This window comes from Bacteroides sp. AF25-5LB (genome assembly GCF_003602965.1).
GTDB classification, from domain to species: Bacteria; Bacteroidota; Bacteroidia; order Bacteroidales; family Bacteroidaceae; genus Bacteroides; species Bacteroides uniformis.
The window spans coordinates 129,234-153,437 of sequence record NZ_QTMC01000006.1; the positions used below are offsets into that span (position 1 = coordinate 129,234).

Annotated in this window: 15 protein-coding genes; 6 read left to right on the top strand and 9 right to left on the bottom strand. The window is 47.8% G+C overall.

Annotation, left to right across the window (positions count from 1 at the left end; all coding sequences use genetic code 11):
- Nucleotides 1-183: 183 nt before the first annotated feature.
- From DWY57_RS08970 to DWY57_RS08985, 4 genes are all read right to left on the bottom strand, one after another.
- Nucleotides 184-1,758: a peptide chain release factor 3 gene (locus DWY57_RS08970; protein WP_117601160.1), complete on the bottom strand. Its 1,575-nt coding sequence runs from the start codon at nucleotides 1,756-1,758 to the stop codon at nucleotides 184-186.
- A 21-nt stretch (nucleotides 1,759-1,779) separates the two neighbouring features.
- Nucleotides 1,780-2,634 carry a dTDP-4-dehydrorhamnose reductase gene (gene rfbD / locus DWY57_RS08975; RefSeq protein ID WP_119961622.1) on the bottom strand — a complete coding sequence of 285 codons (855 nt, stop codon included), beginning with the start codon at nucleotides 2,632-2,634 and terminating at the stop codon, nucleotides 1,780-1,782.
- A gap of 74 nt (nucleotides 2,635-2,708) precedes the next feature.
- Nucleotides 2,709-3,254 (bottom strand): DUF4924 family protein, encoded by a 546-nt coding sequence (locus tag DWY57_RS08980; RefSeq protein WP_117601158.1) that lies wholly within the window; start codon nucleotides 3,252-3,254, stop codon nucleotides 2,709-2,711.
- A gap of 69 nt (nucleotides 3,255-3,323) precedes the next feature.
- Nucleotides 3,324-3,977, bottom strand: a complete 654-nt coding sequence (locus tag DWY57_RS08985) for a LysE family transporter (RefSeq protein ID WP_035449560.1) — start codon at nucleotides 3,975-3,977, stop codon at nucleotides 3,324-3,326.
- A 140-nt stretch (nucleotides 3,978-4,117) separates the two neighbouring features.
- Between DWY57_RS08985 and DWY57_RS08990 the strand changes: the two genes are divergently transcribed.
- The 5 genes from DWY57_RS08990 to DWY57_RS09015 all read left to right on the top strand — a co-directional run bounded on the left by DWY57_RS08990 (nucleotide 4,118) and on the right by DWY57_RS09015 (nucleotide 15,656).
- Entirely contained in the window at nucleotides 4,118-6,370 is a 2,253-nt protein-coding gene (locus DWY57_RS08990) for a family 20 glycosylhydrolase (protein WP_117601157.1), read from the top strand.
- A 187-nt stretch (nucleotides 6,371-6,557) separates the two neighbouring features.
- A complete protein-coding gene (gene purL / locus DWY57_RS09000) occupies nucleotides 6,558-10,262 on the top strand; it encodes a phosphoribosylformylglycinamidine synthase (protein WP_119961623.1) in 3,705 nt (1,234 codons plus the stop codon).
- Nucleotides 10,263-10,434: 172 nt separating this feature from the next.
- Nucleotides 10,435-14,478: a two-component regulator propeller domain-containing protein gene (locus DWY57_RS09005; RefSeq protein WP_119961624.1), complete on the top strand. Its 4,044-nt coding sequence runs from the start codon at nucleotides 10,435-10,437 to the stop codon at nucleotides 14,476-14,478.
- Nucleotides 14,479-14,495: 17 nt separating this feature from the next.
- The gene (locus tag DWY57_RS09010; RefSeq protein WP_117601453.1) at nucleotides 14,496-15,059 is read left to right on the top strand and encodes a chromate transporter; all 564 of its coding nucleotides are present in this window, start codon (nucleotides 14,496-14,498) and stop codon (nucleotides 15,057-15,059) included.
- Between the two features lie 48 nt (nucleotides 15,060-15,107).
- Nucleotides 15,108-15,656, top strand: a complete 549-nt coding sequence (locus DWY57_RS09015) for a chromate transporter (RefSeq protein WP_117601452.1) — start codon at nucleotides 15,108-15,110, stop codon at nucleotides 15,654-15,656.
- Nucleotides 15,657-15,726: 70 nt separating this feature from the next.
- Here the strand turns inward: DWY57_RS09015 and DWY57_RS09020 are convergent, their stop codons facing one another.
- Nucleotides 15,727-17,241 carry a family 10 glycosylhydrolase gene (locus DWY57_RS09020; protein ID WP_119961625.1) on the bottom strand — a complete coding sequence of 505 codons (1,515 nt, stop codon included), beginning with the start codon at nucleotides 17,239-17,241 and terminating at the stop codon, nucleotides 15,727-15,729.
- 202 nt (nucleotides 17,242-17,443) lie between these two features.
- On the opposite strand from DWY57_RS09020, the gene uvrA reads away from it, so the two are divergent.
- Entirely contained in the window at nucleotides 17,444-20,227 is a 2,784-nt protein-coding gene (uvrA, locus tag DWY57_RS09025; protein WP_119961626.1) for an excinuclease ABC subunit UvrA, read from the top strand.
- Between the two features lie 100 nt (nucleotides 20,228-20,327).
- Here the strand turns inward: uvrA and DWY57_RS09030 are convergent, their stop codons facing one another.
- The 4 genes from DWY57_RS09030 to DWY57_RS09045 form a co-directional block, all read right to left on the bottom strand.
- Nucleotides 20,328-21,506, bottom strand: a complete 1,179-nt coding sequence (locus tag DWY57_RS09030; RefSeq protein WP_119961627.1) for an energy transducer TonB — start codon at nucleotides 21,504-21,506, stop codon at nucleotides 20,328-20,330.
- A gap of 469 nt (nucleotides 21,507-21,975) precedes the next feature.
- Nucleotides 21,976-22,464: an outer membrane beta-barrel protein gene (locus tag DWY57_RS09035; RefSeq protein WP_117601448.1), complete on the bottom strand. Its 489-nt coding sequence runs from the start codon at nucleotides 22,462-22,464 to the stop codon at nucleotides 21,976-21,978.
- A gap of 25 nt (nucleotides 22,465-22,489) precedes the next feature.
- A complete protein-coding gene (locus tag DWY57_RS09040) occupies nucleotides 22,490-22,711 on the bottom strand; it encodes a hypothetical protein (protein ID WP_005826297.1) in 222 nt (73 codons plus the stop codon).
- On the bottom strand, nucleotides 22,711-24,141 hold the full coding sequence (locus DWY57_RS09045; RefSeq protein WP_119961628.1) for a carbon starvation CstA family protein: 1,431 nt from the start codon (nucleotides 24,139-24,141) through the stop codon (nucleotides 22,711-22,713). Before DWY57_RS09045 ends, DWY57_RS09040 begins: the two co-directional genes overlap by 1 nt.
- Nucleotides 24,142-24,204 lie beyond the last annotated feature (63 nt).

Sequence of the window (24,204 nt, forward strand, 5' to 3'; positions counted from 1 at the left end):
GTAAAGTCGGTAAGGAACGAGCTTACTTCAAGTGTCTTCATAATCAATGCATATTAATAGAAACAAAGGTAACACTTTCTTCCCACAATAAATAAAGAGGTACAAAGTTTTTTATTACTTTGTACCTCCTCTTTTTCTTCAACCTGCATCATTTACAGCCGTGAGTCAGCAAAATCATATAGCTTAGAACTCACTCGTAAAGTGGAACTTGATATGCTTGAAGTCCATCTGCGCCATCTGCAACACATATCCGCTGTCGGCCAGGAACACATCCCTACCCTCGCGGTCTTTGGCCATGTACTGGTATTTGCGCTTCTTGAAGGCTTCCAGCTCCGCCGCATCATCGCTCTCAATCCAGCAGGCCTTATACAGACTGAGCGGCTCCCAACGGCACTTCGCACTGTATTCGTTCTCCAGACGATACTGGATGACCTCGAACTGCAACTGCCCCACCGTACCGATAATCTTACGCCCGTTAAACTGGTTGACGAACAACTGAGCCACACCTTCGTCCATCAACTGGTCGATACCCTTGGCAAGCTGTTTCTGCTTCATCGGGTCGGCATTCTCAATGTACTTGAACATCTCCGGCGAGAAACTTGGAAGTCCCTTGAAGTGGAGCACCTCGCCTTCGGTCAGCGTATCGCCAATCTTGAACGTACCATTATCCGGCAGACCGATAATATCTCCCGCCCAAGCCTCATCGACAGTCGTCTTGCGCTGCGCCATGAACTGCGTAGGTGACGAGAAACGCATCATCTTGCCATGACGTACGTGCAAGTACGGGGCATTGCGTACAAACTTCCCGGAGCAGATTTTGCAGAAAGCGATACATGAACGGTGATTCGGGTCGATGTTGGCGGTTATCTTGAAGATGAATCCGGTAAATTTAGGCTCTTCCGGCTCCACCTCACGTTCTTCCGCCTTCACGGGACGGGGACTGGGAGCAATCTCCACAAAGCAATCCAGCAGTTCCTGCACACCGAAATTATTCAGTGCCGAACCGAAGAATACGGGAGCAAGCTCCCCTTTCAAATATTCCTCCTTATCAAATTCGGGGTAAACACCGTCTATCAGTTCCAATTCTCCGCGCAGCTTGTCGGCCAGCTGGGCACCAATCCGGTTGTCCAGCTCCTCGGTATGGATGTCCACTTCCACCTTCTCTGTCACCACCTGCTTACTGGGCTGGTAGAGGTTAAGATTATGCTCGTAGATGTTGTAGACACCCTTGAAACGGACACCGCTCTCGATAGGCCACGTCAAAGGGCGCACGTGGATGTGCAGTTCCTCCTCCAGCTCGTCCAGCAGGTCGAACGGGTCTTTGGCTTCACGGTCCATCTTGTTGATGAAGATAATCACCGGCGTATTACGCATACGGCAGACCTCCATCAGCTTGCGTGTCTGCGTTTCCACACCTTTCGCACCGTCCACCACGATAATAACGCTGTCCACAGCCGTCAGCGTGCGGTAGGTATCTTCGGCAAAATCCTGGTGACCCGGAGTATCGAGGATGTTGACCTTGTAGTCATGGTAGTCAAACTCCATTACAGAAGTGGTGACGGAAATACCACGCTGTTTTTCAATATCCATCCAGTCCGACGTTGCCGTCTTCTTTATCTTATTGCTCTTTACGGCACCCGCCACCTGGATTTGTCCACCAAAAAGCAACAGCTTCTCGGTCAATGACGTCTTACCGGCATCCGGATGCGCGATAATCGCAAACGTTCTCCGTCTTTCTATTTCGTTGTTATTGGCCATATATCAATTAGTCAGTAATAATCACTCTTCCAAATTCTTCATGCAGACAGCAAGGCTCTCCTCCCAATGGGGTATATCGATGCCGAATGTCTTCTTTATCTTTGTCTTGTCCAGTACGGAATAATGCGGACGCGGCGCCTTGGCAGGGAATTCGTCCGTATGTAGTGGATTTACTTTGCAGGTCTTTATGCCGGCCAGGCGATGGATAACCAAAGTGAAATCATACCACGAGCACACACCCTCGTTGCTGAAATGATAGATACCGGGAACAATCCCCCGGTTGACAGCCGCAAAAATGACACGTGCCAAATCATTGGCATATGTCGGCGTACCTATCTGGTCGAAGACAACCCCCAGCGTCTCTCGCTCACGCCCCAGACGAAGCATCGTCTTCACAAAATTATTCCCGTAAATGGAATAGAGCCATGCTGTACGGATAATCATGGCACGGCTGCAATGCTTCATCACCGCCTGCTCACCTGCCAGTTTAGTAGAGCCATATACCGAATTGGGGCAAGTGGCCGCCTCTTCCGTATAAGGAGTGTGTCCGGTTCCGTCGAAAACATAATCGGTGGACACTTGTATCAAGGCAGCACCGCAAGCTTCGGCAGCGGCAGCCAGATAGCCAGGAGCGACATGGTTCAGCTTGTCGCAAAGTTCCTGATTGTCCTCCGCCTTGTCCACCGCCGTATAAGCAGCGCAATTCACAATCACATCTATCCGGTTACCCTTCACAAACCTGTGCACAGCTTGTTCGTCGCAAATGTCCAATTCCTGCACATCAGTGAAAAAATAAGCATGTTGTCCGTTTTCTTTCGACAACACTCGCATTTCATTGCCAAGTTGACCGTTGGCACCGGTTATCAGAATATTCATTTAATAAAGTTACACTTATATATAGAATGTTACGATGAACAATATTTTCCTTCATAATTATCAATCATCCACTATCAATTATCCATCAACTCCAGTTCTCCCCGCTTCTCCTTGTCATAATAGTTGGCAAGCAACGAGATGAAACCACTGATGGCCTCCATAGCCTTTGCCGTGCCCTGACTGATTTCCTTCTTCTGCAAGCGTAACAGCAACACTCCATAAAGCGCCTCGAAACAAGTGTCTACCTCAGACTCCTCTTTCCGGCCGTTCTTCTGACGCAGTTCCACGATAAAAGGCAGTGCCTTGAAATAAGCCGCATTATAGAACGGATATTTCGTAGAAGCCAGCAATTCGCCATGCAGTTCCGTCAGATTCAGAATGACATTACGGTTGATTTGCAGATGCCCTTTTTCCGTTACGCCTTCCGCACGCATCATATCTGCCAGGTTTCCATACCATTCTTCCAGCGCAGGCCATTCCTCCTCCGGATAGCGCAAGATGATGTTCTGGCGTATCCGGTCTATGTCACAGCCGTTGGCACGGAGCAAGTCCTCCACCTGCCACATATATATAAGGTATTCGGCTATATTCTTCTCTTTCAGTTGTTGCGCAATCTTCACGATAAAATGTATGATTTATAACCTTAGATTTATGACTTCATTATCAATTTATCCACTATCGATTATCCATTAATACAGCGATTCACCCATCAGCGTAAACACCAGTCCCATCACAGACACCACAATGACAATGCTCCCGATAATACGGTTCAGTATCCAGATACCTCGCAGGTTGAATTGTGTACGGACCTTATTGACAAAAAAGGTTATGCCAAACCACCAAGCCAAAGCACCCAATGCGATGGCCAAGTATCCGGTGACAGCCTCAAACACCAGCACGCCCTCACTTACAAAAGCGAAGCGGGCGAAAAGGCCTACAAAAAGGAAAATAATCAGTGGATTGGAAAGTGTGACGGCAAACGCCGTTATGAAGTTATGGAAATAGGAACCCTTATTGGTGGATACCGGCCGGATGGACTGTACCGGATTGCTGCGGAACGTATAAATGCCAAATGCCAACAGAAGAATGCTTCCGAAAAGCTGCAGGTAAAAGATGTTCTTGTTGACATAATCAAAAACGAAACTCATCCCGTAGCCCGTCAGCAAGGCATATGCAATATCGCTCAGCGAAGCTCCTATCCCCGTTACGAAACCATACCACCGTCCTTTATTCAAAGTACGCTGAATACACAATACTCCTACAGGACCCAATGGCGCGGACACAATGACGCCGATAATGAACCCCTTCCACAATATGTCAAATATGGTCTCTATCTGAATCATGGCTGCAAATATCGGACTTTTTTATGAGACGAACGAATAGTGTTAACGTTTTTTCGACGGAAAAGGATTTTAAGAAGTAAAGATTATCCATTTTACATATTATTCCGTATATTTACCTCCGAACTTAACAATACCCCCTAATGAAACGAATAAAAAAAACTCTAGCACTCGTTTCCATGACCGTCTTACTACTGACGGCATGCGAAGCTCCCAAGGAACTCGGTGTGATTCCATATCCGCAGTATGCCCAAACTACGTCAAAAACAGTCGAACTGCCATCTACGGTAACCTTCTCGACCAATCTGGCGAAATCCGACATGAATGACCTGCTGGCCTATCTGCCGGACTTTGCCATCCCCATGAAGCTTGTCGACAAGAATCCTTTTGTAACGATAGAAATAACGGACGAGACGGACAATCCAATCGCCGCCGAAGGCTACAACCTGACAGTCAGCAAACAAGGTGTAAATATTCAGGCCTCCTCCGCAGCAGGTGCCTTCTATGGACTGCAAACCTTGGCACAACTTGCCCGTAACGGGAAGGAACTGCCAGTCACGACCATCAAGGACGAACCCAGATTCCCCTACCGTGGGCTGCACCTGGATGTTTCAAGGCACTTCTTTAACACGGACTATGTCAAGAAACAAATAGACCTGGTAGCCACCTACAAAATCAACCGCCTGCATTGGCATCTGACCGACGGTGCCGGATGGCGGCTGGAGATTCCGGGCTATCCCCGCCTGACAGAATTCGCAGCCTGGAGAAAAGCCGCCAATCTGCAGGATTGGGGGAAATATAACCACCGCTTCTGCGAAAAGGATGAAGAAGGAGCCTATGGAGGCTACTATACAGAAGCAGATGTACGCGAAGTTTTAGAATACGCCCGCTTGAGGCATGTTACCGTCATCCCCGAAATAGAAATGCCGGGACACTCAGGAGAAGTACTGGCAGCCTATCCACAGCTGTCCTGTACCGGCGAGCCTTATACATCCGGTGAAGTCTGTATCGGCAACGAAGAGACCTTCAAGTTCTTCGAAGATGTGCTGGATGAAGTGATACGGCTGTTCCCTTCCCGTTATATCCATATTGGAGGCGATGAAGCCAGCAGACGCCACTGGAAAGCATGTCCCAAATGCCAGAAGCGCATGAAGGAAGAAGGGCTCAAAGATGAAAGTGAGTTGCAAAGCTATATGATAGCCCGCATAGAGAAGTACCTCAACGACAAAGGGCGTGAAATCATCGGCTGGGATGAGATACTGGACGGAGGCCTGGCCCCCAACGCAACCGTCATGTCGTGGCGGGGTACGGAAGGTGGCATTGCCGCCGCCCGCATGGGGCATTACGCCATCATGACACCGGAGAGCCACTGTTATCTGGACCACTACCAGGATGACCCCGAGACACAGCCGCTGGCGTTCGGCGCCTGCGTCCCCATCGGACAGACCTACTCCTACGACCCGGCTCCCGACTCATTGGAAAGTGATATCTGCAAATACATATTAGGCGTGCAAGGCAATGTATGGGCCGAATATCTACCCACTTACGAACATGCCGAATATATGATATACCCGCGCATCATCGCTCTGGCAGAAGTAGGATGGACTCCCATGAAGAACAAGCATTCAGAAAGTTTCAAGAGACGTATCAACAACGAAATACGCCATATCAAAGCAATAGGCTACAACCCGTTCACCTTGTCGGAACTAGTGCAGACCAGCCAGACCGTTGACTATGCCAAGAAAAGAATCATGCTGTCCCTCACCTCCGAAAAACATCCGATTGACATCCGCTACACAACGGACGGTTCCGAACCGACTGCGTCTTCCAAGTTATACAAGAAACCGTTTGCCGTAAAAGACTCCATATTGCTGACCGCACGTCTTTTCGATGGAGAAAAGCCTATCGGAAAAAGCCTTCACCTGCGCACCGACTATCACAAAGGCATAGGCAAAAAGATAACCTATGCACCGGGCGGCGGATACTATCAGCATAAAGAAGTATACAAAGGCGGCGGTGACACCGGTCTCCTCGACGGACTTCGCGGCGGTAAAAGCTACATGGACGGGCGTTGGCAGGGATTCTGCCCCAATGATTTGGATGCCACCATCGACTTGGGCGAAGTGACCGCTATACACCGGGTCATGGCCAACTTCATGCAAATCCGTACCCCGCAGGTTTTTCTTCCAGCCAAAGTAGAAGTGTGGGCATCAGTGGACGGCAAAGAATTCTCCCTGCTGGGCAGTGATACTTGCAGCGAGGAGGATGCCGGAAAAGACGTGATTTTCAGAGATTTCGGATGGACCGGCACCCCTACTGAAGCACGGTATGTACGCTTCCACGCCATACAAGGGAAGAAACAATTCTTATTTACGGATGAAATCGTCATACAATAATATACATCCGGCTTTATAAAACAGAATAAAAAACGCATACAAGTAAAATTGCATGCGTTTTTTGTTTTCCTTTTTTTCTCCTCCCCACCGATTTTGCGTATCTTTGTCCCCAAGAAGAAAAGATGAAGATATTCAAAGAAGTAACTTCAATCGTAAAATCGTAAATCGTAAAATCGTAAATATAACTATGATTCTTTTTTTCAGAACACCATCCAAGAGTGTGATTGCCGTAGAATGTAATCATGAACTCCCCCAGGCAGACAGCGACAAACTCTGCTGGCTTTTTGGAGAAGCCACCCCCGAAAGTGAAAACAACCTGAAAGGACATTTCGTCGGCCCGCGCCGCGAGATGATTACTCCGTGGAGTACAAACGCCGTAGAAATCACCCAGAACATGGGACTGGACGGCATTATCCGCATCGAGGAGTATTTCCCCGTAAAAGATGAGAATGCAGACCATGACCCGATGCTGCAACGTATGTACAAGGGGCTGGACCAGAATGTATTTACAACCAACCGGCAACCGGAACCGATTGTACACATCGAAGACCTGGAGGAATACAATGAGAAGGAAGGGCTGGCACTTTCCAAAGAGGAAATGGACTACCTCAAGAAGGTAGAAAAAGATCTTGGGCGCCCTCTGACGGACTCCGAAGTATTCGGTTTTGCGCAAATCAACTCCGAGCACTGCCGTCACAAAATCTTCGGCGGGACATTCATCATCGATGGAGTAGAACAGGAATCTTCACTCTTCCAAATGATAAAGAAGACCACACAAGAGAATCCCAATAAGATTATCTCTGCCTACAAAGACAATGTGGCCTTTGCCGAAGGTCCGGTTATCGAACAGTTTGCTCCGGCAGACCACTCCAAGCCCGACTATTTCCAAGTAAAAGACATCAAGAGTGTCATCTCCCTGAAAGCGGAAACACATAACTTTCCCACTACCGTAGAACCGTTCAACGGTGCATCTACCGGTACGGGCGGTGAAATCCGCGACCGTATGGGCGGCGGTAAGGGCTCTTGGCCGATTGCCGGAACAGCCGTCTATATGACCTCCTACCCCCGTACGGAAGAAGGACGTCCTTGGGAAGAGATTCTGCCGGTACGCAAATGGCTGTATCAGACTCCCGAACAAATACTGATCAAGGCCTCCAATGGTGCCAGTGATTTCGGAAACAAATTCGGTCAACCGCTAATCTGCGGTTCCGTGCTCACTTTCGAACATAAGGAAAATGATGAAGTCTATGGTTACGACAAAGTGATTATGCTTGCCGGAGGCGTAGGCTACGGTACCCAACGCGACTGTTTGAAAGGTACACCGGAAGCCGGAAACAAAGTGGTTGTTATCGGTGGAGACAATTACCGCATCGGTCTGGGCGGCGGCTCCGTATCTTCCGTAGATACCGGACGCTACAGCAGTGGCATCGAGCTGAATGCCGTGCAACGCGCCAACGCCGAAATGCAAAAACGTGCCTACAACGTGGTACGCGCACTTTGTGAGGAAGAGACCAATCCGGTTGTCTCCATCCACGACCACGGCTCTGCCGGACATGTTAACTGTCTGTCTGAATTGGTAGAGGAATGCGGCGGCCTGATTGACATGAGCAAGTTACCCATCGGTGACACCACGCTGTCTGCCAAGGAAATCATAGCCAACGAAAGCCAGGAACGCATGGGCTTGCTGATTCAGGAAGAGGCCATCGAACATGTACGCAAGGTAGCCGAACGCGAACGCGCTCCGATGTACGTAGTAGGTGAAACCACCGGTGACCATCGCTTTGCCTTCCAGCAAGCTGACGGTGTACGTCCGTTCGACCTCGCCGTAGAACAGATGTTCGGCTCTTCCCCCAAGACCTATATGGTGGACAAGACCGTGGAACGTCATTACAAAATGCCCCAATACGAACTTTCCCAACTACATGAATACCTCACCAATGTGCTCCAACTGGAAGCTGTGGCTTGTAAAGACTGGTTGACAAACAAGGTAGACCGTTCTGTAACAGGCAAGATTGCTCGCCAGCAGTGCCAGGGTGAATTGCAGTTGCCTCTGAGCGATTGTGGTGTGGTAGCTTTGGACTATCGCGGCGAAAAGGGTATCGCAACCTCTCTGGGCCATGCTCCCCAGGCGGCACTTGCCGACCCGGCAGCCGGCTCCGTTCTTTCCGTCAGCGAAGCCTTGACCAACTTGGTTTGGGCACCGCTTGCCGAAGGTCTGGACAGCGTTTCCCTTTCTGCCAACTGGATGTGGCCTTGCCGTTCGCAAGAAGGTGAAGATGCCCGTCTGTACACGGCAGTAAAGGCATTGAGCGACTTCTGCTGTTCCCTGCAAATCAATGTACCGACTGGTAAAGACTCTCTTTCCATGACACAGAAATACCCCGACGGCAGCAAAGTCATTTCTCCGGGCACGGTAATTGTTTCTGCCGGTGGAGAAGTTTCCGATGTCAAGAAGGTCGTTTCTCCAGTGCTGGTCAACAATGAAAAAACTACCATTTATCATATAGACTTCAGTTTCGACAACCTGAAACTCGGTGGTTCCGCCTTCGCCCAAACCCTGGGCAAAGTGGGTGACGAAGTTCCCTGCGTGCAGGATGCCGAATACTTCCGCGATGCTTTCCTTGCCGTGCAGGAGCTGGTCAACAAGGGACTGATTCTTGCCGGACATGATATTTCTGCCGGTGGCCTTATCACTACACTGCTTGAAATGTGCTTTGCCAATGTGGAGGGCGGTATGGAAATCAACCTGGATAAAATCAAGGAGCAAGACCTTATCAAGATTCTGTTTGCAGAGAATCCGGGTATCGTTATTCAGGTGAGTGACAAGCATAAGGAAACAGTAAAGCAAATCCTGGAAGATGCAGGCGTAGGTTATGTGAAACTCGGTAAACCGACAGACGAACGCCATATTCTTGTATCAAAAGGCGATGCTACTTATCAGTTCGGCATCGACTATATGCGTGATGTATGGTACTCCACTTCTTATCTCCTTGATCGTAAACAGTCCATGAACGGCTGTGCCAAGAAGCGTTTCGAGAACTACAAGATGCAACCGGTGGAATTCGCCTTCATGCCGGACTTCAAAGGCAAGTTCTCACAATACGGCATTACCCCGGACCGCCGCACACCTTCCGGTATACGCGCTGCCATCATCCGTGAAAAAGGGACTAACGGCGAACGCGAAATGGCCTACTCGCTCTATTTGGCAGGCTTCGATGTGAAAGATGTTACAATGACCGACCTTATCAGCGGCCGCGAGACGCTGGAAGATGTAAACATGATTGTTTACTGCGGTGGTTTCTCCAATTCCGACGTGCTTGGTTCTGCTAAGGGTTGGGCCGGTGCCTTCCTTTTCAATCCGAAAGCCAAAGAAGCGCTCGATAAGTACTATGCACGCAAGGATACGCTTTCGCTAGGCGTCTGCAACGGTTGCCAGCTTATGATGGAACTCAACCTTATCAATCCCGAGCTTGAAAAGAAAGGCAAGATGTTGCACAACGATTCCCACAAATTCGAATCCAGATACCTCGGTGTTACCGTTCCCACTAACCGCAGTGTAATGCTCGGGTCTTTGAGCGGCAGTAAACTGGGTATCTGGGTGGCCCACGGCGAAGGCAAATTCTCTTTGCCGTACGATGAGGACAAATACAACGTTGTGCTGAAATACTCATACGACGAATACCCTGCCAACCCCAACGGTTCGGATTATTCCATAGCCGGATTGGCAAGTGCCGACGGACGCCATCTGGCCATGATGCCCCACTTGGAACGTGCTATCTTCCCCTGGCAAAATGGTTGCTACCCCGCAGACCGCGTAAACAGCGACCAAATCACTCCTTGGATAGAAGCGTTTGTCAATGCACGCAAGTGGGTGGAAGCCAATAAAAAATAAACAGAACTTCCTTCTTAATAGAAATGTGACAAGCGCGGGTTGACAAATAAATCCGCGCTTGTTCATTTTTTCCATTCTTTGCCTTCCTTTTGCTTTTCTCGAACAAAAGCACTACTTTTGTGTTTATTTTCAACTCTCCCTCAGTACAACATTCAAAAACCGTTCGACAATTATGAAAAAGTACTTCTTTTTCTACATACTACTATTATTGCCAATTATAGGCATTGCGCAAACATACAAGTACATCGATGTGGAAGACGGTTTGAGCAACAGACGGGTATATGCCATTCAAAAGGGCCCCAAAGGTTACATGTGGTTTCTCACCCACGACGGCATCGACCGATATAGCGGAAAAGATTTCAAGTCTTACAAACTGATGGACGGAGATGAAGAAGTAAATTCCATGATGAATCTGAACTGGCTCTATGTGGATCCTAAAGGAACCATATGGGAAATAGGCAAAAAAGGACGTGTGTTCCGCTACGACACAAGACACGACCGTTTTGTCTTAGTATACAAGCTACCCGAAAATGAAGTAAAAGGACGTCCTACTCCCATCAGCTATGGTTTTGTGGATGCCAACAGCGTAATATGGCTTTGCAATGAAGATGCCCTATATCTGTACGACAGTAATACTCAAAAAGTGACCTTCATTCAAAATGAAATAAAAGAACGAATCACGGACATCGTACAGATTGACTCAACTCATTTCTTTATCGGAACCGACATCGGCATACATTATGCCGAATTGGAAAACAATGTACTCACCTTGAGTCCCTGCGACCAATTGGATACCTTAAAGGTACAAATCAACGAATTATACTATCACAAACCGTCCCGTAAGGTTTTTATCGGTACTTTTCAACGAGGAATATTTGTCTATGACTTGAACAAACATAAAGTCATGCATATACCGTCCGGCCTGATGGATGTCAGCATCAACTGCATCCGTTCCTACACTGACAATGAAATTCTCATTGCAACAGACGGAGCCGGCATCTACAAAATGAACGCTGCTACTTATGAGTCCGTACCATACATTGTTGCCGACTACAACCGGCACAACTCTATGAACGGGAATACCATCAACGACATCTACATTGACAGCGAACAACGCATCTGGATAGCCAATTATCCCATCGGTATCACCGTACGCGACAACCGATATGCCGATTACCAATGGATAAAACACTCTATCGGTAATAAACAGTCACTCATCAATGACCAAGTAAATGCCATCATCGAAGATCATGACGGAGATTTATGGTTTGCCACCAACAACGGCATCAGCCTTTATAATAGTAAAACAAACCAATGGCATTCTTTTCTCAGTACCTTCGATCCTGCAAGCCACAGTAAAAACCACACCTTTATCTCACTATGCGAGGTTGAGCCTGGTATCATCTGGGCCGGAGGTTACAGTTCAGGCATCTATCAGATAAACAAGAAGCAACAGTCCGTAGATTTCTTCACTCCATCCTTATTCAGCAACCTCAATATCCGGCCGGACAAGTATATCCGTTCTATCATGAAAGACTCTTCAGGAAACATCTGGTCCGGAGGGTATTATAACTTGAAGGAAATAGACTATTCCAGCAAAAGCATACGGCATTTCCCCGGTCTGAACGGCATTACCGCCATTATAGAAAAAGACTCCACACATATGTGGATAGGCACTGCAACCGGCCTATACTTATTAGAAAAAGCAACCGGCAAGTACACCTATATCCGAATGCCAGTAGAATCATACTATATCTACTCTCTATGCCAGACCTCTGACGGAATGTTGTACATCGGTACCAACAATGCCGGTTTACTGGTATATGATACGGCCAAAAATACATTCAGACACTATCATAGAGACAACTGTGCCTTGATTTCCAATAATATCTATACACTATTGTCTGATGGAAAAGGAAATATCTTTCTGAGTACAGAACACGGTCTGTCCACCTTCTATCCTGCCGAAGAGACATTCCATAACTGGACCAAAGAACAAGGACTGAAGTCAGATCATTTCAATGCAGCTTCAGGCACCTTAAGAGGAAACGGCAATTTCATTTTCGGCAGTACGGACGGAGCCATAGAGTTCGATAAGGACATGGTCCTGCCACGTGACTATAAATTCAAAATGGTATTCAGCGACCTGCGGGTTTTCTATCAGACCGTTTATCCCAAAGATGAAGGTTCCCCACTTATTCAGGATATAGACGAGACAGAAACCTTGCGTTTGAAGTACAACCAGAACATCTTCTCATTGCAAGTTTCCGATATAAACTATGACTACCCTTCCCTGATTCTGTACTCTTGGAAGCTGGAAGGATTCTATGAGGGCTGGAGCCGCCCGGGACAGGAAAATGTCATTCGTTTTACCAATCTGAGTCCGGGTAACTATACCCTCCGCGTACGTGCCATCTCCAACGAAGACCGCCGTATTGTCCTGGAGGAACGTAGTATGAACATCATTATCGAACAACCCATCTGGCTCAGTTTTTGGGCATTAATACTCTATGCAGTGATTATCATATCCATTGCAAGCATCGCCCTGCGAATCATAGCCTTGAGAAAACAGCGGAAAGAATCCGACGAGAAAATACGCTTTTTCGTCAACACGGCACATGATATACGTACTCCACTGACGCTCATCAAAGCACCCTTGGAAGAAATCACCGAACGCGAACAACTGACTTCCAGCGGACAGAGCAACATCAACACAGCTCTGCGAAACGTAAATGCCTTGTTGCGCCTGACCACCAATCTTATTAATTTCGAACGAGCAGACACCTATTCCGGAAGTCTATACGTATCCGAATACGAACTGAGCACATATATGGAGGAGACAATCGATGCATTCCGTCCATACGCAAACATAAAACACATCAACCTGACCTACGAAAGCAGTTTCCGTTATCTGAACGTATGGTTGGACAAGGACAAGATGGATTCCATTTTGAAGAATATCATATCCAACGCATTGAAATATACACCGGACGGCGGCAATGTACATGTCTTTACTTCCGAGACGGAAGATACCTGGAGTATTGAGGTGAAAGATACCGGTATCGGAATTCCGGCCTCGGAACAAAAAAAGCTGTTCAAGATGCATTTCCGCGGCAGCAATGCTATCAATTCCAAAGTTACCGGCAGCGGCATCGGACTACTCTTGGTTGGGAAACTTGTACGCTTACATAAAGGAAAGCTCAACTTCAGCAGTATGGAAGGAAAAGGCTCTTGCATCAAAATCACGTTCCCCAAAGGGAACAAGCATTTCCGCAAGGCAATCCAACGCCCTCAACCCCAAAACGAACGGATTGTTTATTCGGCTTCCGGAGTGCCCATCAATGCCTCCGCCACACCGTCCCCTGCTTCCAGCGGCATCTACGACAAGACGCAGCAACAGTCGCAAAACAACAGTAGCCACCAGAAAATTCTTATTGTAGAGGACAATGACGAATTAAGGGAATATCTGCGCAGAACATTGTCTGAACAGTACAACATACAAGTATGCTCCAATGGAAAAGAGGCACTGATCATTGTCAAGGAGTATATGCCTAACCTAGTCATTTCAGACATCATGATGCCGGAAATGAGAGGAGACGAGTTGTGCCATATCCTGAAGAACGACATCGAGACATCACATATCCCCATCATCCTGCTCACAGCACTGAATACCGACAAGAATATCATCGAGGGACTGCAAAGCGGAGCAGATGAATATATTGTGAAACCCTTCAATATCGGTATATTGCGGGCAAACATTGCCAACTTACTGACTAACCGGACACTGTTGCGCCACAAATATGCCAGCCTGGACCTGAACGACGAGAAAAACAATACGGATTGCATCAACTGCTCCAACGACTTGGACTGGAAATTCATTGCAACCGTCAAAAAGAGTGTCGAAGACAATATGGACAACCCAAGCTTCAACGTCGACGTGCTCTGCAACCTGCTGAATATGAGTAGAACCAGCTTCTACAACAAGATAAAGGCACTGACCGACCAAGCTCCGGCTGACTACATCCGGCTGATTCGACTGAAACATGCCGCCCAACTTCTGAAAGAACAAAAGCATACCATCACCGAGATTTCAGAGCTGACCGGTTTCAGTGATGCGAAATATTTCCGTGAAGTATTCAAGAAACATTTCGATATGAGCCCAAGCCAATATGCCAAGAGAGGGAAAGAAGGGAAAGATGATAAAGAAATAAAGTAAATTACAACATTTTGAATATGAATATATATCTTGAAGCATTCTCCATATTCTTTAAGATAGGAGCCTTTACCATCGGCGGCGGTTATGCCATGGTACCACTGATAGAAAACGAAATCGTAACCAAACGAAACTGGATAGCCAAAGAAGATTTCATTGACCTGCTTGCTATATCACAGTCCGCTCCGGGCATTCTTGCCGTCAATATATCCATTTTTATAGGGTACCGGCTACGGGGAATACGAGGGAGCATAATCACTGCATTGGGAACCATACTTCCTTCGTTTCTCATCATCCTCGCCATAGCGTTGTTCTTTCACAACTTCAAGAACAACACCATTGTGGAACGTATATTCAAAGGCATCCGCCCGGCAGTGGTTGCATTGATTGCCGCCCCTACATTCAGCATGGCCAAATCGGCCCGGATAAACCGATACAATATATGGATACCGGTGGTTTCAGCACTGCTCATCTGGCTGCTGGACTTCTCCCCCATCTGGATTATCATTGCAGCAGGTGCAGGGGGATATGCCTTCGGACGTCGGAAACATCGAAGAATTAAAAATGAAAGAATTAAAAAATGAAAGGTGCAATAACACTAATCATTAATCACTAACCATTAATCACTAACCATGATTTTCTTACAGCTATTCTATACATTCTTTAAAATCGGCCTTTTCGGCTTTGGCGGCGGATATGCCATGCTGTCTATGATACAAGGCGAAGTAGTCACCCGTTATGGCTGGCTTTCCCCTCAAGAGTTTACTGATATCGTGGCAATCAGCCAAATGACACCCGGTCCGATAGGTATCAATTCGGCAACCTATGTAGGTTTTACTGTCACCGGTAGTGTATGGGGATCTATTACCGCCACTTTTGCCGTAGTGCTCCCCTCTTTCCTACTGATGCTGACCATCAGCAAATTCTTTCTGAAATACCAGAAACATCCTTCCGTGGAAGCGGTATTCAGCGGGCTCCGCCCGGCAGTGGTCGGTCTGCTGGCCTCAGCCGCGCTGGTATTGATGAATTCGGAAAACTTCAGTTCTCCCAAAGAAGACACATATTCCTTCGTCATCAGCTGCCTCATTTTCCTCGTGGCATTTGTAGGCACCAAAAAATATAAACTGAACCCGATAGGAATGATTGTAGCCTGTGGAATAGCAGGGTTGATACTTTATTAAGGAGGGAAATTAAGGATTAGGGATTAGGGATTAAGGATTAGACGTTAATCCCTAATCCTTAATTTTCTTTTTAAAGTTTAATCTTCTTTCCAACGGATTTCGATTCATTATGCAGACGGTCCAAGGCTGTCACCACATAGCGGTACTTTGTCTTTCCGTCTTCATAAGGAAGTTTATAGAAATTATCACGCGTGATGGCTACAATATGGGAAGGATCGTCTATATTCACTTTCTCTTTGGCATCAAAACAATAAACTACATACTGGACAGCACGATTCATCTCCTCTTTATACTTGGGTGCTGTCCAAAAAAGAATATATCCGTCTTCCGTCCATATCGGTTTCATCTTACGCACCTTTCCTGGAGCTTCGTTATCCATAAAATCGAAAACGGGAGGCAATGCCGGATATTTATGATATTCGGCAATCAAAGCATCGCGATACTTGCCCGCATTCTCAATCACTGCACTGGCGGGCCACTGGCAACTGCCACCGATGGTTTGATAAGCTCGCTGCAAGGCCATCTTGCGGGGAAGCTGATTTATTGAGGGGTTCTTGGGGTCAGCATTCTGCACTGTATTCATTACGGACTGACCGATAAACAAGGGACGGTTTTCCGTATTCCTAGCCCACCACTTCACCAGTGTCTCATAGTCGGCAACCGGATGTCCTATATGCCAATAAATCTGCGGAATATTATAGTCTATCCAACCTTCACGGGCCCATAGCAGTACATCTGCATAAAGGTCATCGTAGTTTTGCAGGCCTTTGGTCTTACTGCCAAGCGGGTCACTGCTTTCGTTCCGGTAAATACCAAACGGAGAAATCCCGAACTTCACCCACGGCTTGATTTCACGGATAGTTTCATGCAGTTTTTTAATCAGCACATTCACGTTGCTCCGGCGCCAGTCTCCTTTATTGCTGAATCCTCCACCAAAACGTGCAAAACTTGCATCGTCGGGGAAATCCTTTCCCTTAATGGGATAAGGATAAAAGTAATCGTCCATATGGATAGCATCCACATCATAACGGGAAACAATGTCGCTCACCACCATGCAGATGTGTCGGCGGCTCTCAGGCAGTGCCGGGTCAAAATACAACTGGTCGCCATAAGTGACAAACCATTCCGGATGGATATTGTACACATGATTGGGAGCCAACTCACTCTTCAAGGTCGTCTTCGTGCGATACGGATTAATCCATGCATGAAACTCCATGCCACGTTTATGGCATTCATCAATCATAAACTGCATAGGGTCCCAATAAGGTTCGGGCGCTTTACCCTGCACTCCGGTAAGGAAACGACTCCACGGTTCCAGTCTGGAAGCATACAGAGCATCCGCTTCGGGACGTACCTGGAAAATTATGGCGTTGATTCCTGCCTTCTGCAAGGAATTCAACTGCCCGATCAGATTCTGCTTTAGCTTTTCGGTCGGCATTCCACGGAACTGTCCGTTTACTGACTGTATCCATGCTGCACGAAATTCACGTTTAGGATAGGCAGACCCGGTCTGCACTTGCGCAAATGCCCCTCCTGCCACCATCAGTGACAAAAGACATAGGCATAAAATGGATTTTATTCTCATATTCCGGTCAATAGCTTTTATTAAAAAAGCGAAATTAATTCTTTTGTCCTAAGTATACCGGTAAAAAGCGGAAAGTATAACAAATCTTAACCAAGGGTATCTTTCCTCCCCAATAAATCCACTTTTGCCTTGCCTGATTGTTACAATTCGGATAGCAAACATTATCTTTGCATTCTGTAAACCACCGAACCAACCTACAGATATGGCAGAAAATACATCGATTATCATAAAAGGGGCCCGTGTCAATAACCTCAAGAACATTGACGTAGAGATTCCCCGTAACAAACTCGTAGTCATCACCGGACTGTCCGGTTCCGGAAAATCCTCACTTGCTTTCGATACATTATATGCCGAAGGGCAACGCCGCTACGTGGAGAGCTTGAGCAGTTATGCCCGCCAGTTTCTGGGACGTATGAGCAAGCCTGAATGCGATTTCATCAAAGGGATTCCACCTGCCATTGCCATTGAGCAGAAAGTAAGCAGCCGCAATCCGCGGTCCACCGTTGGCACCTCCACCGAAATATACGAATATCTGCGGTTGCTCTACGCACGCGTAGGGAAAACCTTCAGCCCGGTCAGCGGACTGGAAGTGAAGAAGCACTCGGCGGAAGACATCGTGAAGTGCATGCTGGAATATCCGGAAGGAACCAGATATACCGTACTCGCCCCGATATTGCTGCGCGAAGACCGCACGCTGCAACAACAACTGGAGATAGACATGAAGCAAGGTTTCACCCGTCTGGAAGTGAATGGTGAAATGATGCGCATCGACGAATACAAGCCGAAAGCCGGAGACACAGTTTTTCTGTTGATTGACCGTATGACAGCCTCTTCAGAAAAGGATTCCGTCAGCCGCCTCACCGACTCGGCCGAAACAGCCATGTACGAAGGAGACGGTGCCTGCCTACTGCGTTTCTACCAGCCTGACGGGAGTACCTGCCTCTATCGTTTCAGCACCAAGTTCGAAGCAGACGGCATCACCTTCGAAGAACCGAACGACCAGATGTTCTCCTTCAACTCTCCCATCGGCGCATGCCCCGTATGCGAGGGATTCGGGAAAGTCATCGGCATCGACGAGCATCTCGTGATACCCGACCGCTCCTTGTCCGTCTATGACGGCGCTGTAGTATGCTGGCGGGGCGAAAAGATGGGCGAATGGAGGGATATGGTGATACACGGAGCCGAGAAAGCCGACTTCCCCATCTTCACTCCCTATTATGAACTGACCGACGAGCAACGCCGGATGCTGTGGGAAGGGACACCCTACTTTGAGGGCATCAACGCCTTCTTCAAGATGGTGCAGGAAAACCAGTACAAGATACAATACCGTGTGATGCTGGCACGCTACCGCGGAAAGACGCTCTGCCCCAAATGTCACGGCACCCGCCTGAAACCCGAAGCAAACTACGTACGCGTGGGAGGACGCAACATCTCCGAACTGGTAGATTTGCCCATCACTGAGTTGAAGCTCTTCTTCGACAACCTGCAGCTAGACCCACATGACGCCGACATAGCCCGCCGCATCCTGACAGAAATCAACAGCCGCATCCAGTTCCTATTGGATGTCGGTTTGGGATACCTCACGCTGAACCGCCTCAGCAACTCGCTCTCCGGCGGTGAAAGCCAGCGAATCAACCTAGCCACCTCGCTGGGAAGTAGTCTGGTGGGCAGCCTGTATATTCTTGACGAACCGAGTATCGGCCTGCATAGCCGCGATACGGACAAACTGATACACGTGCTCCGCCAGCTGCAACAGTTGGGCAATACGGTAGTGGTAGTGGAACACGATGAAGAGATTATCCGTGCTGCCGACTATATCATCGACATCGGTCCCCGAGCAGGCCGCTTGGGAGGAGAGGTGGTCTATCAGGGAGACATGAAAGACCTTCAGAAAAACAGTGACAGTTATACCGTGCGCTATCTGCTGGGGGAAGAGACAATCCCACTGCCGGAACACCGTCGCCCGTGGAACAACTATATAGAAATAAAGGGGGCCCGCGAAAACAACCTGAAAGGTGTGGAGGCACGCTTCCCGCTGAATGTAATGACCGTGGTGACCGGTGTCAGCGGTTCGGGCAAGAGTACGCTGGTGCGCGACATCTTCTACCGCGCCCTGAAACGCGAGCTGGACGAATGCAGCGAACGCCCGGGCGAGTTCACCTCCATCGGAGGAGATTTGCAGAACCTGCGCAATGTAGAGTTTGTAGACCAGAATCCTATCGGGAAGTCATCGCGAAGCAATCCCGTGACCTACATCAAGGCCTACGACGAAATCCGTAAACTATGGGCAGACCAGCCACTTGCCAAGCAGATGGGATACAGTACCGGATACTTCAGCTTCAACAGCGAAGGTGGCCGTTGCGAGGAGTGCAAGGGTGAAGGCACCATCACTGTGGAGATGCAATTCATGGCAGACCTTGTACTGGAATGCGAATCCTGCCACGGCAAACGCTTCAAGGCGGACACGCTGGAAGTGAAGTTCCACAACATGAATATCTACGACGTACTGGAGATGACCGTAAACCAAGCCATCGAATTCTTTACGCAACACGGACAGAAAAAGATTGTGAAGAAGCTGCAACCCTTGCAGGATGTAGGTTTGGGATATATCAAACTGGGGCAAGCCTCCTCCACCCTCTCCGGTGGAGAGAACCAGCGCGTGAAACTCGCCTTCTACCTCAGCCAGGAGAAAGCGGACCCGACCATGTTCATCTTCGATGAACCGACTACCGGACTACACTTCCATGACATCAAGAAACTGCTCGAAGCCTTCGATGCCCTGATACGCCGCGGGCACAGCATTGTCATCATCGAACATAATCTGGATGTGGTGAAATGTGCGGACCATGTGATAGACCTGGGACCCGAAGGAGGGGACAAAGGAGGAAACATCGTAGCTACCGGTACACCGGAGGAAGTGGCGAAGTGTGCGGCAAGCTATACGGGGCAGTTCTTGCAAGAGAAATTACACCCCTCTCTTCCTTAAATAGAACACAGAGGCACGGAGACACAGAGATATTAAATTCAAGGAAAAAGAATAAAACTCCATGCCTCCGTGTCTTTGTGCTTAATCTTACCGGGTGCCACTACTCCAATTTAAAAGTAACCGGAAAAGTAAATTCCACCTTCACGGCTTTACCTTGCTGCATCCCCGGCTTCCATTGTGGCATCAATCCTACAATCCGTAATGCTTCCTCATCCAAGGCAGGATACCTGCTGCGCATAATAACGGGGTCCACCACACGACCATTCTCGTCAATCACCACGCTGACAATAACTCTCCCCTGAATGCCATTCTTATGGGCTTCTTCCGGATAACGGACATTCTTTTGAATAAAATCCATCAAGGCTTTCATGCCTCCCGGAAACTCGGGCATCACTTCCACTACTTTATAGACCGGTTCTTCCATTGGCTCTTCCGTTATCAATTGTGGGCTCCCGCCCTTCCCTGCATCCGAGACATAAGGAGGAAGAGATGTCTTTTCCGCCGTTCTCCATTCTTCCTCATTGTCCGTCAGTCTAAACTCAGCCATCATCAAGACAGGTTTCCTCCTGATGGTTATCTCATAAAAGTAACGGTAGCGTCCCGGCTTGTTGGGATGCACATCCGGATAAAGGGAGGCTTTCATAACCCTTTCCTCCCCATCCCGCAGCACATAGGCGATGTCCCAAAAGGCAGCGTTTATCTGCAATTCCCGCCAGGTACCTTTTTCGTCTTCGAACGTCAGGTAGTAATGCTCGCCGCAGGTCAAATCTCCGCCGCTGTGATTGCTGAGGATGAATGTCGCCTGAGTCGCTTTCGTTGAAAAGACCGGATATTCGGGACGGATATGGATGCCACGAATATGATTCCTGCCTACTCTCTCGTTGATGACGGGGACTTCTACACCATGAAAACAGAAAACGGGGGAGTCCATTATTTTCTCCCGGAACTCTTTCCGCCGCTCGGGAGTATTCACCATCAAATCTATATCGATGCAATGCAACCCCACCCCATATCCGGTCACATTCCTCTGAATGTGTATATATGGTGTATTATTCAATCTTTTTCCTAGTTCTTCGTGAATGGCAAGCAATTGCCTTTGCAAGCAGTCACCATCATCCGCAATCCCTATCTTGAGGCTATCGCTCACTATTTTTTCTCCCATCCATTGGCCTATCCTTACTGTACCTACGGAATCTTCAAGCGTTTCCACACGTTCCGTTTTATTCATTCGGCAAGATGACAAGCAGCAAAGCAATAGGAGAAAACAAACTCTGTTCATGGCATTTTGTATTTCAAGTTCATAGCATCAGATACAAATATACTCATTCCTGCAATCACAATCAAAAAGAAAACTCCTAATTTCGTAAGACTATAGAAGGAATACATGCAATAGCGGCATGAGAAAAGGAAAGATAACGGCTAAATCGGCACTGTATCGCCACTGCAAAGTCACTGCATTCCTTTTGCAGTGATACTGCAACACCTTTGCAGTGGCATTGCAAAAAGTTGGCAGGACTTTGCAGTAAGAAAGAGCTGATAACTAAGATAATAGCATCAATGAAAGACGTATGCAGTACAATCGGAATGGGAACGAAAATGGGCGTGATAGATACTTGTAAGAATATTTATCTATCACACCCATCTATCACGCGACAAGCCATTTGTAGTCAGGCGAATACCCCCCCTCGCGTGATAGCATGACAGATGTTTTGCAAAAACAAACTCTGTGGAGGAGTAGCAAAATGAGATTAGAAATAGAATCCGAAACCTACCTTCAGGCCGAATTTAGAACGGTCGTCGTTAATATTCCAATAAGCGGCAGGTTCGATGGTCACCGTACGCGTCAGGAAAAAAGCATAACCGGCTTCCAGACCGAAAGAGAACTTGGTATCATCCAAATCATGTCCCCAGTCCCAACGGTCTACATTGACATCGGCACCCAGATACACGCCAATCTTGTCGAAATAATAACGTCCGCCTACACCCAACGTATAGACATCGAGGTCAGACCCTCCGGAATTCCAAGCAGCTCCGGCATGCACCAGCAAAGCCACATTGTCGAGCAGGAAAGCACCTCCTTTGGCTTCAAGCCCGAAACTTGTCTTGTCGGTTCCCGTGTCATGAGAGAATTCCAAACCGGTGATGGACGGATTCAAAATCCACTTACCTTTTTCAAACTGTGCCTGAGCTGCCACTGTGACAACAAGCAAGCAAACGAATAATGCCAGTTTTTTCATCTTGTTCTGTTTTTTGAGTGAATAATCAATGTTGTTTATTGTCTTCTTCGAATCGTTTGCGTTGCAGCGCCTCCTTCTTGCGAAGTACCAGCCACAACACAAATACAATGAGATACGAGGCAGCTACAGTGACATACTTCTCAGTATCGCTGATTTCCGTATTGCGGGGAAGGAAATAAGCGGCAGTAGCAGAAACGTAAATAAGCAGGGCCAACGTAAGCCCGGTAGATTTCTTTATTTTTTTCATTACCAAAGTTTTTTAGTCGTCTTGAAATACCAGATATTAAACCAGAAGCCGGCCAATACAGCAGCCAAAAGAGCTATCGGCAGCGCATACTGCGGCTGAAGTCCGAGTCCTTCGGGAGCAATGCAAATATAAGTGGTGCATACAGCCGTCATGAACAATGCGGGAAAATAGGTGATATAAAAATAATGCCCTTTTTTCTCACGCACCAGATAAACGGTAATTGCCCACAAGGTGAAAACAGACAAAGTCTGGTTGGCCCAAGCAAAATAGCGCCAAATCATATCAAAGCCATCCTTGTCGCGCAGGCTGTAAAGCAACAACCCGATGGCCACCAGGAACATCGGTATGCAGATATATAAACGACTACGCATGGATTTTTGTTCCATTCCCAAGAAATCAGCCACGATAAGACGTGCCGAACGGAAAGCCGTATCACCACTGGTAATAGGGGCGGCAATGACACCCAGAATAGCCAATACTCCACCTACGGCGCCCAGCCAGTCTTTTGTAATGGCATCTACGATAATGGAGGCATTCGTCTCTTCCATGCCATTCTGATGGAAAAAGTAAGTGGCGGCGGCAGCCCAAATCAAAGCTACGATGCCTTCGGTTATCATGGCTCCGTAGAAGACAGGGCGTCCGTATCGTTCACTTGTCATGCAGCGTGCCATGAGAGGACTTTGAGTAGCATGAAAACCACTGATTGCACCACAAGCTATACTGACAAACATAATAGGGAAGATAGGCAACAAGGCAGCATTGGGATGTGTATTCTGCAAGCCGTTCCATATTTCGGGCAGCGCGGGATGGTTGACATAGAGCATCACCAAAATACCGACAGCCATAAACAGCAAGGCTATGGCAAACAACGGATATATCTTGCCGATAATCTTATCTACCGGCAACAAGGTAGCCAGAATATAATAAGCAAATACTACAATAATCCAGAAAGTGGCATCCAGACTTTCGGGAGTCAACTTGGCAAGCAGTCCGGCAGGGCCTGCCACAAAGACGGCTCCCACCAATATCATCAGGACAACGGTGAAGCCACGCATCACCTGCTTGGTGGTCAACCCCAGATAACGTCCGATGATTTCCGGCAGGCTTTCCCCGTCATGCCGCAAGGAGAGCATACCGGCAAGATAGTCGTGCACAGCACCGGCAAAGATACTGCCAAGTACAATCCACAGATAGGATGCCGTGCCGAACTTGGCTCCCATGATGGCGCCGAAGATAGGTCCCAGTCCGGCTATATTAAGAAACTGTATCATGAAAATCTTCCAAGTAGGCAGTGGAATGTAATCCACACCATCGGCTCTTGTAAGGGCAGGTGTTTTGCGGTCATCGGGACCGAAGACGCGTTCTATGAAGCGTCCGTAGATAAAATAGCCGGCTATCAACGCCAGCAGGCAAAGCGTAAATGTAATCATGGCGTGTTAATATCTTTAATCTATGCAAATGTAACAGTTTCCAAGTAAACAGCACAAAATAAT